This is a genomic window from Roseateles sp. P1_C6, from assembly GCF_056406315.1.
Window position 1 is genome coordinate 105,498 of sequence record NZ_JBFUAK010000008.1, and the last position, 12,498, is coordinate 117,995.

Below are 12,498 nucleotides of genomic sequence, written 5' to 3' on the forward strand. Positions count from 1 at the left end.
TTCAGGAACCGCGATGAACAGCAGCGCGACGCCCCGCCAGAACCGAATTCTTGTCGTCGACGACGACGCCCGTATCCGTGACCTGTTGCGCCGCTATCTGACGCAGGAAGGCTTTGACGTCCTGCTGGCCGAAGACAGCCGCGCACTGAACAAACAGCTGACGCGCGAGACCGTCGACCTGATCGTGCTGGACCTGATGCTCCCCGGCGAAGACGGCCTGACCATCTGCCGCCGCCTGCGCGCCGCCAACGACAGCACGCCCATCATCATGCTGACGGCCAAGGTCGAGGACGTGGACCGCATCGTCGGCCTGGAGGTGGGCGCGGACGACTACCTCGCCAAGCCCTTCAATCCACGCGAACTGCTGGCCCGCATCAACGCCGTGCTGCGCCGCCGCCCGCCGCCGGAAGCCCCGGGCGCGCCCAGCAAGGAGCCGATGACGGTCACCTTCGGCCCCTTCGAGTTCGACCTGGCGCTGCGCCGCCTGATGAAGAACGGCGAGCAGCTGCCGCTGACAACCGGCGAGTTCTCGATGCTGAAGACACTGGTGCGCCACCCGCGCCAGCCGCTGTCGCGCGACAAGCTGGCCCAACTGGCCCGCGGCCGTGAGTTCGAGCCGTTCGACCGCAGCCTGGACGTGCAGATCTCGCGCCTGCGCAAGATGCTGGAAGCCGACCCGGCCCAGCCGCGCTATATCCAGACCGTGTGGGGCGTAGGCTACGTGTTCGTGCCGGATGAGAACAGCTAACCCATAAGCTCCAGGGCATGGCACGCCCTCACCTCGCCCTCAACCTCTTCTGGCGCACCTTCGCCTGGCTGGCATTGCTGCTGGCCGGCGCGGTGTTTGCATGGCAACAGACCTTCAAGGCGCTGGAGGCAGAGCCCCGCGCGCTCGAATCCGCCGAGCAGCTGGCCGGCCTCGTCAAGCTCAGCCGCATCGCGCTGGAGCACACCGACCCCATCAACCGCGTCGCCGTCATCACGTCGATGGCACGCGGCGACACGGTGCAGGTCAGCGTGGCCGAGACCAGCGACCGCTGGCTGCCCTATGACACCAGCCCGTTCGCCAAGCAGCTGGCCGCCGAGTTGCGCCAGACGCTGGGGCCGGACACGGTGGTGGCGCGCAGCGTCAACGACGCGCCGGGCCTGTGGGTGCGCTACATCGTCGGCGAGGACGCCTTCTGGCTGAAGACCAGTGCCACGCCGCTGACCATCTCGCTGGCCGGCAACTGGTGGTGGGTGCTGATCGCGCTGCTGGCCACCGTCGTCGGCTCGGCGCTGATCGCCCGGCTCATCAACCAGCCGTTGCGCGAGCTGGCCGATGCGGCCGGCCGCATCCGTGACGGCGAATACGACTCGCGGCTGGACGAGACGACGATGACCAGCGAGATCCGCGAGGTCAACATGGGCTTCAACCGCATGGCGCGCGAGCTGGCCAAGCTGGAGGAGGACCGCGCCGTCATGCTCGCCGGCATCTCGCACGACCTGCGCACACCGCTCGCCCGGCTGCGGCTGGAGACCGAGATGAGCGTGGCCGACGAGCAGGCGCGCCACTTCATGGCCCAGGACATCGACCAGCTGGACGCCATCATCAGCAAGTTCATGGACTACGCGCGGCCCAACGAAACGCAGTTGCGCGAGACCCGCCTGACCGACATCGTCGAGCGCGAGGTGCAGGGATTCCGCGACCCCGACCAGATCCGCTTCCGCGTGCAGGTCAGCGAGGCGCTGAAGGTCTTCGTCGACGACACCGAGCTGGGCCGCGTGCTGCTCAACCTGTTTGAGAACGCGCGCCGCTACGGCCACCAGCCCGACGAGCCGGCGCGCGTGGATGTCAGCGCCACGCGCCAGGGTACCTGGGTGGAGCTGCGCGTGCGCGACCACGGCCCCGGTGTGCCGCCCGACCGCCTGGCGCGGCTGACGACGCCGTTCTACCGCGGCGACGCGGCGCGCACCGCCGCCAGCGGCGCGGGCCTGGGCCTGGCCATCGTCGAGAAGTCGGTGCAGCGCCTGGGTGGGCAACTGTCCATCAGCAACGCCCAGGGTGGCGGGCTGCAGACGGTGTTGAAGCTGCAGGCGGCCTGACGGGCTGCGCTACTCTGGCGCCCATGCTCCGGGCCTTGCTGCTGCTCTCACTGCTGCTGACCACGGCCGCCCGGGCCGAAGAAGTGAACATGCTGGTGTTCACCAGCCCGGGTCTGTTCGACGTGTCCGCGCAAGGCCAGGTCAGCGGGCCGGGCGCCCATCTCGTCAAGCGCATCGGCGAGGCCAGCGGTGTCGAACTGCGCATCACGGTCATGCCCGTCGCCCGGCTGATGCAGACACTGACGCAGCAGCCCGGCCATTGCGCCGTGGGCGTGCCGCGCCTGCCGGCGCGCGAACCGCTGCTGGCCTGGGCCGGCGTGGTGTCCAGCAGTTCCCTGATGCTGTACGGCCGCCTTGACGAAACCCGCGCGGTGGCCGGCGTGGCCGACCTGCGCGGCGCCGTCATCGCCGCCCAGCGCGAGTCGCTGCCCGCGGCCTGGGTGCGCGAGCATGGGCTGACGCTGCAGGAGGTGCGCGACTCCACCACAGGCCTGCGCATGCTGCAGGCGCGGCGCGTGGACTACTGGCTGGTCAACGAGCTGCTGGCCCGCACCACCTTCCAGGGCATGGGCAGCGAGCCGGCGCGGGCACTGCAGAACTTCGGCCGCATCGACGCCGAGATGGCCTGCCACCGTGACACGGCGCCGGCCCTGCTGAGCAAACTGCGCGCCGCCGTGGAGCGCCTGCGCCGCGACGGCGAGCTGGTGCCCTTCGGCGTGCGTTAGCCAGCCGCCAGCAGGCAGACCGCCCGCGCCTCGATGGCGCGGCCCTCGCCCACCGGGCCCATCTTCTCGGCCGTCTTGGCCTTGACGTTGACCTGGCCCATGTCCACGCCCAGCACCTCGGCCAGGCGCGCACGCATCGCGCCGATGTGCGGCGCCATCTTGGGCGCCTGGGCGACGATGGTCGTGTCCAGGTTGACGAGCTGCCAGCCGGCCGCGCGCACGCGGCGGTAGGCCTCGGCCAGCAGCACCATGGAATCGGCACCCTTGAACTCGGCGGCCGTGTCGGGGAAGAGCTTGCCGATATCGCCCAAAGCGGCGGCGCCCAGCAGCGCGTCGGTGATCGCGTGTGCGAGCGCGTCGGCGTCGGAGTGGCCCAGCAGGCCGTGGGTGTGCGGGACGGTGATGCCGCCGAGGATCAGCGGGCGGCCGGTGACGAGCTGGTGGGTGTCCCAGCCCTCGCCGATGCGAAGAGACGGCAGCGGATTCATGCCGCCATTGTCGCCGCCTGATATGGTGCGGCCCGCCATGAAACGCCTGCTCCTCCTGTGCCTGCTGCTTGCGGGCTCGGCCATCGCTGCCGAACCGCCCCGCCCCAAGATCGGCCTCGTCCTCTCCGGCGGCGGCGCGCGGGGCCTGGCCCACATCGGCGTGCTGCGCGTGCTGGAGGAGATGCAGATACCGGTGGACCTGATCGTCGGCACCAGCATGGGCGCCGTCGTCGGCGGGGCCTATGCGTCGGGGCGCAGCGTCGACGAGCTGGAGGCGCTGGTGAAGAGCGCCAACTGGGGCGCCATCCTGGCCGACCGGCCGGCGCGCGACCGCCTGGCCATCCGCCGCCGCGAGGACGACGAGCGCCTGCCGTCGCGCATCGAGTTCGGCTTCAACCTGGAGCGCGGCGCCATGCTGCCCGGGGGCGCCGCCGCCAACGGTCAGCTGGAAGCGACGCTGTCGTCGCTGCTGCCCGCCACGCGCGCCGATGACCCGCTGCGCAGGCTGCCCATCCCTTTTCGCGCCGTCGCGACCGACCTGCTGTCCGGCGCGATGCTGGACCAGGCCGACACACCACTGTTCGAGGCGCTGCGCGCGTCCATGGCCGTGCCCGGCGTGTTCGCGCCGCTGCGCGTCAACGGCCGCCCACGGGTGGACGGCGGGCTGGTGCGCAACCTGCCCATCGACCTGGCGCGCGCGCTGGGTGCGGACATCGTCATCGCCGTCAACGTCGGCACGCCGCTGCTGGAGGAGCGCGAGATCACCAGCGCCGTCATGGTGGCCAACCAGATGCTGCAGATCCTGACCGAGCAGAACGTGCAGCGCTCGCTGCGCGAGCTGCAGCCGCAGGACATCGTCGTCGACCCCGACCTGCCCGGCATGGGCTTCATGGACTTCTACCGCGCCGACGAGGCCATCGCCACCGGTCGGCGCGCAGCGCTGGCCGCCGGCGAGCGCCTGGCCACCCTCGCCTCGCCCGCCGCCGCCGTGGCGCTGCAGGCACGCCGACTGGGGCCACCCGAGTCCGCGATGACGGCGCTGCCGCTGGCCGAGCTGAAGATCAGCGGCACGCGCCGCCTCAACCACGAGGCGCTGCGCGCCGAGCTGGCGCTGCAGCCGGGCGACCCGGTCGGCCGCGCGGAGCTGACCCGTGCCGTCGAGCGGCTGGACGGCACCGGCGACTTCGAGCGCATCGAGACCGAGATCGACGACCGCGACGGCAAGCGCAGCGTCGAGTTCAAGCTGACCGAAGCCGACTGGGCCGCCAGCCGCGTGCGCCTGGGCCTCGAGCTGTACAGCAACTTCGCCGACGCCAACAGCTATTCGCTCGTGGCGATGCACGTGGCCAACTGGCTCAACCCCTGGGGTGCGGAGCTGCGCAGCGTCGCGCGCATCGGCTCCACGCGTGGCCTGAACACCGAGTTCTACCAGCCGCTGGGCCCCGGCTCGCAGTGGTTCGCCAGTGCCAAGCTCGCCTACACGGCCGGCAGCAACGATGTCTTCGACCAGGGCCAGCGCGCGCTGCGCCTGTCCAGCAGCCTGACCAGCGCCCAGCTCGAACTGGGCCACCGGGTGGCCGGCCTGGGTGACCTGCGCTTGGGCATCGGCCGCCTGCGTGCCGACGACGAAGTGGTGCTGCCCGTCACCACGCCCAGCATCCGGCGCTCGCAGTCCTATGGCCAGCAATACCTGGAACTGCACACCGACACGCTGGACTCGCTGGCCTTCCCCAGCCGCGGCCAGTGGACGACGGCACGCATCGAATGGCTGCACCCGCGCGGCGAATCCAGCGTCATCAACGCGTCGCTGCTGGGTCTCACGGCCTTCCGTCTCGGCGAATGGGCCGGCCAGCTCTACGGCGAGTTCGCGCATGCCGAGCGCGGTCAGGCACGCTCGCTGGGCGGCTACCTGCGCCTGTCCGGCACGCCCGACGGCTCGCTGGTGGGCGAGAACATGCTGCTGGCCCGCGTCGTCATGGCGCGACGCATCGGCGAGATGCCGGTGGGCCTGGGCGGCGCGGTGCGCATCGGCTTCTCGCTGGAGGCTGGCGCGGTCGGCGACGGCGCCGGGCTCAAGCTCGGCAACCTGCCGCGCAGCGGCTGGAAGCAGGCAGTCAGCGGCTTCCTGAGCGTGGACACGCGCTTCGGCCCGTTCTTCCTGGCGCTGGGCACCACACGCGGCGGCGAGACCTCGGCCTATCTGCTGCTGGGCCCCACCTGGTGATGCAGCCGGCCGGGATTTGCGGGTCAAGCCCCGGCTTCATCGGCCGATAAGACTGATGGGCGGGCTCGCAACATCGGCGGGTCGGTCCCATTCAGGAGCCGAGGAGCATCCCATGACAACATCCCTCCACCGACCGACCCGCCTGCAAGCCCTGCTGGCCTTGAGCGCCCTCGTGCTGCTCGGCGCCGCGGGCGTGCGCGTCGTCCAGGCCGCCGACAACGCGACCGCCAGCGCGACGGCGGTCGTGCTGCAACCCATCGCCGTGGCCAAGGCGGCCGACCTCGTGTTCGGCAACGTCGTGGCCGGCAACGGTGACGTGACGGTCGCCACCGACGGCACCCGCACCAAGAGCGGCACCACCGTGCTGCCCACCGGCGGCAGCGCCGCCGCCGCTGCGCGCTTCGACGTGACCGGCACGGGCAACAACACCTTCGCCATCGACTACACCGGCAGCGACACGACGCTGGGCGACGGCGCCGCGCACACCATGGCCATCGACTGGATCACCGAGGCGGTGACGACGGCCACGCCCACCGGCAAGACCGACCCCAGCAGCGATGCGGCCACGGGCACGCTGGCCTCCGGCGCGGCCTACATCTATGTGGGCGGCGTGCTCACCGTCGGCGCCGGCCAGGTGGCCGGCACCTACACGGGCAACGTCAAGGTGACGGTGGCCTACAACTGAGGCCCGCGATGACTTCGAGCCGACGCCTGCTGCCGGTCGTGCTGTGGGTGCTGGTGTCCACGCCGCCGGCCGGCGCAGCCAGTGCCACGGCGCAGGCCGGCGCCAACGTCGTCGAGGCCGTGCCCGTCATCGCCTGGCTGGGCGTGCCCATCAGCGTGCAAGACCTGTTGCTGGCCTTGAACGCGCCGGCCGGCCCGGGCACGGGTGCCCGCGTCGCACGCGTACCCGGCGCGGCCGCGCCGACGTCGCCGCGGACCCTGCCGATCTGGTTCACCGGTGCGCTGGAGGCGCGCCAGGCCTTCGGCATCGACATGGCCGCCACGGGCGGCGCGGCCCTGCTGCCGCGCGGCCCGGCCGCCGCGGTGTCGGCCGCAGCCACCGGCGGCGACGGCGAAGGTCCGCTGATCGTCACGGTGGCCTTCAACTGACATGCTGCGCTGCCTTTTGGCGCTGCTGACGCTGGCCACCGGCGCGGCGGCAGCGCAGACCCTCAACAACACGACGGCGCTGTCCTTCGGCGCCTTCACGGCCGGGGCTGGCGGCACCATCACGGTCAACGCCGCGGGCGCGCGCATGAAGACCGGCAGCGTCATCCTCGTCAACCAGGGCGGCACGGCCGCAGCCGCGCAGTTCACGATCAGCGGCACGCCCAGCGCCGTGTTCACGATCTCGCTGCCCGGCGACGGCAGCGTCTTCCTCAGCGACGGCGCCGCAGGCACCATGGCCTTGAACGGCTTCGTCAGCAGCCCCGCCGTCACGGGCGTGCTGTCCGGCGGCGGCACGCAGCAGATCAGCGTCGGCGCCACGCTCAACGTGGGCGGCGCACAGCCCTCGGGCAGCTACTCGGGGTCGTTCAACGTCACCGTGAACTACCAGTAAAGCACCGCAACTCCGCCGCTTTTGCGCGCTTTCAGGCGCTCAAGTCCTGGCGACCATGCGGCATGCGTGCATCAACCCTCTCCCGGCTTGCGGCCATCGGCCTGCTGATGCTGCCCTGCGCCGCCTTCGCGGACCTGATGCTGTTCCCGACGCGCATCGTCTTTGACAAGCAGCGCGCCGCCCAGGTCGAGCTGATGAACCAGGGCAAGACGCCCGAGACCTACCGCATCAACCTGGTCAACCGCCGCATGGGCCCCAACGGTGAATTCATCGCCGTGGAGCAGGCCGGCCCCGGCGAACAGTTCGCCGACGCGATGCTGCGCTACTCGCCGCGCCAGGTGACCATCCCGCCCGGCAGCTCGCAGATCGTGCGCATCCTGCTGCGCAAGCCCGACGGCCTGGCCGACGGCGAGTACCGCTCGCACCTGCAGTTCGACCGCGTGGCCGACGTCACCGGCGCCAGCAGCGTCGAGGACGTCGCCAGGCGCGGCGGCGCCGACGTGGGCGTGGTCATCCAGGCGCTGGTGGGCGCATCCATCCCGGTCATCGTGCGCCAGGGCGACACCCACGCCACGCTGGCGCTGGCGGACCTCGCCGTGCAGCCGCCGTCGGCGAACGGCCCCGGCACGCTGTCCTTCCAGATGAAGCGCGAGGGCAACCGCTCCGTCTACGGCGACCTGCTCGCCACCTTCACGACGACGGCCGGCGTGACGCTGGAGGTCGCGCGCGCCGGCGGCGTGGCCGTCTACGTGCCCAACGCCGCGCGGCGCGTGCAGCTGCCGCTGCAACTGCCCGCCGGCCAGGCCCTGCCTGCCGGCACGCTGAAGCTGGCCTTCCGCGAGCGTCCCGAGTCCGGCGGCAAGCTGCTGGCCGAGGCCGCCCTCAACCTCCCCTGAGGGCCGGCGCCCCGCGCGCGACAAGCGCCATGGCCCTGCCCTGCGCCCTCTGCCGCTTGGTCTTGGCGATCCTGCTGGCCGCGCCGCTGCTGCTCGCCCACGCCGGTCCCGACGACGCACCCACGCCGCTGCGCCGCCTGGAGGTGCTGGTTGACGGTCGCCCGCTGGCCGAGCCGCTGGACGTCTTCCAGACCGACTACCAGGTGCTGCTGCCGCTGGCCGCGGTGTCGCGGCTGCTGGGGCTGGACGTGCGCGTGCAGACCGCATCAGGTCGCGCCGCCGGCACGCTGCCCGTCTCGGGCGAGCCGTTCTGCCTGGACCTGACCGAGTCGACCATGCGCATCGGCGAGCGCCGCCTGGCCTTCGAACCGCGACTGGCCCAGGCCATCGGCAGCGACATCTATGTCTCCACGCAGCTGCTGGCGCGCTGGCTGGACCTGGAGCTGGCCGTGGACCTGCCGCATTGGCAGCTGCGCCTGCGGGCGCGCGACGCCATCGCCGCGCTGACACCCGTGCCGCCGCCACCGGCCGCGCCGCGCCGCATCGACGAGACCAACCTGCTGGTGCTGGAGGTGGTGCTGGACGGCCAGGTGCTGTCCGACAGCTTCAGCGCCTATCAGGACGGCCCGCTGACGCTGCTGCCGTTGGGCGAGCTCTCAAGGCTGCTGACGCTGGCGATCCAGGTCAAGCCCGACCGTGGCAGCGCCGAGGGCCTGCTGCCGCGCGAGCGCGGCTTCGCGCTGAACCTGGCCGAGTCGCTGGCCAGCGTGGGCGGGCGCGAGCAGCATTTCGAGCCGCGCCTGGCCGGCGTCGTCGGCGACGACATCTACGTCTCGCGCCAGCTGCTGACGCGCTGGCTGCCGCTGGACCTGCAGGTCGACCTGGCGACGCTCAAGCTCAAGGTCCAGCCGCGCGAGAAGCTGCCGCTGCAGGAGAAGCTGGAGCGCGAGCGCCTGGCCGCCGCGCTGGCCGGCCTGCCGCCCACCGAGCGGCCCAACTACCCCTACACGCCGTCCACGCCGGGCCTGATCGGCGTGCCGTCCATCGACCAGTCCTTCGGCGCCGACGCGCGCTACGGCCGAGGCGCGCGCCAGTACAAGAGCGCGTACACGGCTTATCTCACCAGCGACCTGCTGGGCATGGAGGGCTCGGCCTATGTGCTCAAGACCCAGGACAAGGCCACGCCCGACCTGCGCGTGACCCTTGCCCGCAACGACCCCGACGCCGGCCTGCTGGGCCCGCTGCGTGCGCGCTCGGTGGCCCTGGGCAACCTGGCGCTGCCAAGCGTGCGCAACGTCATGCAGGGCAGCGCCCGCGGCAATGGCGTGGCCGTCAGCAACCGGCCGCTGGACCAGCCCAACAGCTTCGACCGCCACAGCCTGCGCGGCGACCTGCCGCCGGGTTGGGACGTGACGCTGTACTACAACGACCAGCTGCTGGCCTACCAGTCCTCGCGCGCCGACGGCCAGTACGCCTTCGACGACCTGCCGCTGTCCTTCGGCGCCAACGAGTTCCGCCTCGTCTTCCACGGCCCGCTGGGCCAGCTGCGCGTCGAGAAGCAGAGCTTCCTGCTCGACCAGGCCAGCGTGAAGCCGGGCGAGGTCTTCTACACGCTGGCCTCCCAGGTGGCCGACGACGGCTCGGTGCGCAGCGTGGCCCAGGCGGACATCGGCATCGGCAACAAGCTGACCGGCAAGGTCGGCCTGGTGCGCCGGCCGCGTCTGGTCGGCGGCGTGGCCCGCGATCCGCTGGACTATGGCCAGGTCGGCCTGCTGGCCTATCTGGACAGCATGATCCTCAGCTCGCAGCTGATCGCCATGCGCGGCGGTGGCGCGCTGGGCGAGTTGGGCCTGAAGACCCGCCTGGGCGGCTTTGCGCTGGACGTGCTGCACACGCAGCGCCAGGGCAGCTTCATCAACGACCAGTTCGCCGACGTGGCCGGTGGCGTGCGCCAGCGCGATGAGCTGCACCTGCAGGGCAGCGTGCGCCTCGGGCCGCTGCCGCGCCTGGTGCTGGACGTCAACGCGCTGCGCAATGCGCTGGACCAGGGGCCCAGCAACGTGCAGCTGGGCCTGCGCACGTCGCTGATGCTGGGCGGCACCGCCTTGTCCAACAGCCTGCGCTGGCAGCGCACCGGCGATTTCTCGTCCACCGACGGCGCGCTGCAGGTCAGCCGGCGGGTGGCCGACATCGGCCTGAACGCACAGCTCAACTACCGCGTCCAGCCTGGCGCCAGCCTGCAGGCCGTGGCCATCAGCGCCGACCGCAACCTGGCCGACGGCTACCAGCTCAACGCCGGCCTGCTGCGCAGCATGGACTCAGGGCTGACGCTGGTGTCCGGCGGCTTCAGCAAGAACCTTGGCGCATTCGGCCTCGCGCTCAGCGCCAGCTACTCCAGCCAGCGCGAGCTGGCCGTGGGTCTGCAGCTCTTCGTCGCGCTGGACCGCGACCCGCGCAGCGGCAAATGGCTGATGGAAGGGCAGCCGCTGGCCGGTACCGGCGCCGTGTCGGCACGCGCTTTCGTGGACCGCAACATGAACGGTGTGCGCGACCCCGGCGAGGAGTTCGTGGCCAACGCCGGCTTCATCCTGAACGGCGGCGGCCGCCACCCGCGCCTGACCGACGCAGGCGGCACGGCGCTGCTGAACCGGCTCACGCCCGGCCGCTACGCCGACATCGCGCTGGACCCCGCCACGCTGGAAGACCCGCAGTGGAAGGCGCTGACACCGGGCGTGCGCGTGTTGCCACGGCCCGGGCGCGTGGAGCCGCTGGAGTTCCCGGTCATCGTCACCTCCGAGGTCGAGGGCACCATCTACCTCGTCGACGCCGGCGGCAAACGCCGCGGCATCGGCGACGCGCAGGTGGAGCTGGTCAACGGCGACGGCGACGTCATCGCGACGGCGACCAGCTCGGCCGATGGCTACTACCTGTTCCACCAGGTGGCGCCGGCATCGCTGCGGCTGCGCATCGCCCCAGAGCAGGCGGCCAAGCTGAAGCTGCGCGGTGCGTTGGAGCGCGCGGTGGACGTGCCGGCCAGCGGTGACTTCTTGAGCGGCCAGGACCTGGAGTTCAGGCTCTGAGGCAGCGCTCGGCCAACTCGAAATCCTCCGGCCACGTCACCTTGAAGTTGGCCATGGACGCGCGCACCAGACGCGGCGCCAGGCCCAGGGCCTCGACCGCGCTGGCCTCGTCGGTGGCCGCGGCGCCCATCGCCAGCAGCGCTTTCTCGACCAGGCCCAGGCGGAACATCTGCGGCGTCTGCGCGGCCCATTTGTCGCGGCGGTCGACCGTGGCGGTGACGCGGCCGGCGGCATCGCCAGCCTTCAGCGTGTCGGCAATGGGCTGGGCCAGCAGGCCGCCGACGGCATCGTGCGCGCAGGCATCGATCAGCGCATCGACCCACTCGGGCCGCAGCAGGCAGCGCGCGGCGTCGTGCACCAGCACCCAGTCATCGTCGGTCGCGCCGCGCAATCGCAGCTCGGCCAGGCCGCCCAGCACGCTGTCGGCCCGGCTGGCGCCGCCCACGCGGGCCACCCAGCCGGCATAGGCCGGCAACGCCGCTTCGAAACGGTCATCGCCCGGCGACAGCACGACCAGCGTCTGCGCGACACGCGGCACCGCGGCGAGCGCGGCCAGCGTGTGGGCCAGCATGGGCCGGCCGGCGATGTCCACGTATTGCTTGGGCATGCCGGCGCCGGAGCGTTCGCCGATGCCGGCAGCAGGGACGAGGGCGAAGAAGCGGGGAGAAGTCATCCCCGCCATTCTCAGGCGTCGTGACCTGGGTTTTGCCTGGCCAGCCGCCGCAGCAGCCCCGGCCAGGCCAGTTCGGCGCCCGAGCCACGCATGACCTTGTCGCTCTGCGCGCGGATGCCGGCCAGGATCTGCGCCGGGATGCGGATCAGCTCGCCGCCACCCGCCTGGGCCGCGATCTGGATCTCGCAGGCACGCTGCAGCATGAACATCTTCAGGAAGGTGTCCGCCGCCGTGTGCCCCAGCGTCAGCAGGCCATGGTTGCGCAGCAGCATCAGCGAGGTCTTGCCAAGGTCGGCCACCAGGCGGGCCTTCTCGTCCGGGTTCAGCGCCACGCCTTCGTAGTCGTGATAGCTGAGGGACGCCAGCGGGAACAGGCTGTGCTGCGAGATCGGCAGCAGGCCCTCGCGCTGCGCACTGACGGCGATGCCGGCCACCGTGTGCAGGTGCATGACGAACTTCGCGTCCTCGCGCGCCTCGTGCACGGCGCTGTGGATGATGAAGCCGGCCGGGTTGACGTTGTAGTCGCTGGGCTCGACCTTCTCGCCGGCGGGGTCGACCTTCACGAGGCTGCTGGCCGTGATCTCCTCGAACATCATCCCGTAGGGGTTGATCAGGAAGTGATGCTCCGGCCCCGGTACGCGCGCGGAGATGTGCGTGAAGATCAGGTCGTCCCAGCCGTGCAGCGCGGCCAGCCGGTACAGCGCCGCGAGATCGCAGCGGACGCTCCACTCCTCGGGATTGATGTGCGCAGGCCGGGCCATGG

At 71.5% G+C, this 12,498-nt stretch carries 12 protein-coding genes; 9 read left to right on the plus strand and 3 right to left on the minus strand.

The genetic code is table 11. The features are described 5' to 3' along the window. Positions 1–13: 13 nt before the first annotated feature. The 3 genes from ompR to AC1D29_RS18505 are packed head-to-tail and all read left to right on the plus strand — an operon-like array spanning position 14 to position 2,810. Positions 14–748, plus strand: a complete 735-nt coding sequence (gene ompR / locus AC1D29_RS18495; RefSeq protein WP_477900062.1) for an osmolarity response regulator transcription factor OmpR — start codon at positions 14–16, stop codon at positions 746–748. Between the two features lie 17 nt (positions 749–765). Next, positions 766–2,085: an ATP-binding protein gene (locus AC1D29_RS18500; RefSeq protein ID WP_477900064.1), complete on the plus strand. Its 1,320-nt coding sequence runs from the start codon at positions 766–768 to the stop codon at positions 2,083–2,085. A gap of 23 nt (positions 2,086–2,108) precedes the next feature. After that, positions 2,109–2,810, plus strand: coding sequence for a substrate-binding periplasmic protein (locus AC1D29_RS18505; RefSeq protein ID WP_477900066.1), 702 nt, complete (start codon positions 2,109–2,111; stop codon positions 2,808–2,810). Here AC1D29_RS18505 and ispF read toward each other — a convergent pair. Further along, positions 2,807–3,298 (minus strand): 2-C-methyl-D-erythritol 2,4-cyclodiphosphate synthase, encoded by a 492-nt coding sequence (gene ispF, locus AC1D29_RS18510; RefSeq protein WP_477900068.1) that lies wholly within the window; start codon positions 3,296–3,298, stop codon positions 2,807–2,809. The two genes, AC1D29_RS18505 and ispF, sit on opposite strands and share 4 nt — an antisense overlap. A 37-nt stretch (positions 3,299–3,335) precedes the next feature. Here ispF and AC1D29_RS18515 point away from each other — a divergent pair, with 37 nt between their 5' ends. The 6 genes from AC1D29_RS18515 to AC1D29_RS18540 all read left to right on the plus strand — a co-directional run bounded on the left by AC1D29_RS18515 (position 3,336) and on the right by AC1D29_RS18540 (position 11,062). Beyond that, entirely contained in the window at positions 3,336–5,522 is a 2,187-nt protein-coding gene (locus AC1D29_RS18515) for a patatin-like phospholipase family protein (protein ID WP_477900070.1), read from the plus strand. Positions 5,523–5,634: 112 nt separating this feature from the next. Continuing rightward, positions 5,635–6,207, plus strand: coding sequence for a DUF4402 domain-containing protein (locus AC1D29_RS18520; protein ID WP_477900072.1), 573 nt, complete (start codon positions 5,635–5,637; stop codon positions 6,205–6,207). Between the two features lie 8 nt (positions 6,208–6,215). Beyond that, complete coding sequence (locus AC1D29_RS18525; RefSeq protein WP_477900074.1) at positions 6,216–6,635, plus strand: hypothetical protein; 420 nt, start codon at positions 6,216–6,218, stop codon at positions 6,633–6,635. A 1-nt stretch (position 6,636) separates the two neighbouring features. Continuing rightward, positions 6,637–7,086, plus strand: coding sequence for a DUF4402 domain-containing protein (locus tag AC1D29_RS18530; RefSeq protein WP_477900076.1), 450 nt, complete (start codon positions 6,637–6,639; stop codon positions 7,084–7,086). Between the two features lie 62 nt (positions 7,087–7,148). Next, positions 7,149–7,982 (plus strand): fimbrial biogenesis chaperone, encoded by an 834-nt coding sequence (locus AC1D29_RS18535; RefSeq protein ID WP_477900078.1) that lies wholly within the window; start codon positions 7,149–7,151, stop codon positions 7,980–7,982. A 56-nt stretch (positions 7,983–8,038) separates the two neighbouring features. After that, positions 8,039–11,062 carry a carboxypeptidase-like regulatory domain-containing protein gene (locus AC1D29_RS18540; protein ID WP_477900080.1) on the plus strand — a complete coding sequence of 1,008 codons (3,024 nt, stop codon included), beginning with the start codon at positions 8,039–8,041 and terminating at the stop codon, positions 11,060–11,062. Here AC1D29_RS18540 and ispD read toward each other — a convergent pair. Together ispD and AC1D29_RS18550 are read right to left on the minus strand one after the other, a co-directional pair. Continuing rightward, complete coding sequence (ispD, locus tag AC1D29_RS18545) at positions 11,052–11,735, minus strand: 2-C-methyl-D-erythritol 4-phosphate cytidylyltransferase (RefSeq protein WP_477900082.1); 684 nt, start codon at positions 11,733–11,735, stop codon at positions 11,052–11,054. The genes AC1D29_RS18540 and ispD overlap by 11 nt on opposite strands. An 11-nt stretch (positions 11,736–11,746) precedes the next feature. Continuing rightward, entirely contained in the window at positions 11,747–12,496 is a 750-nt protein-coding gene (locus tag AC1D29_RS18550) for a class II aldolase/adducin family protein (protein WP_477900084.1), read from the minus strand. Between the last annotated feature and the right edge of the window lie 2 nt (positions 12,497–12,498).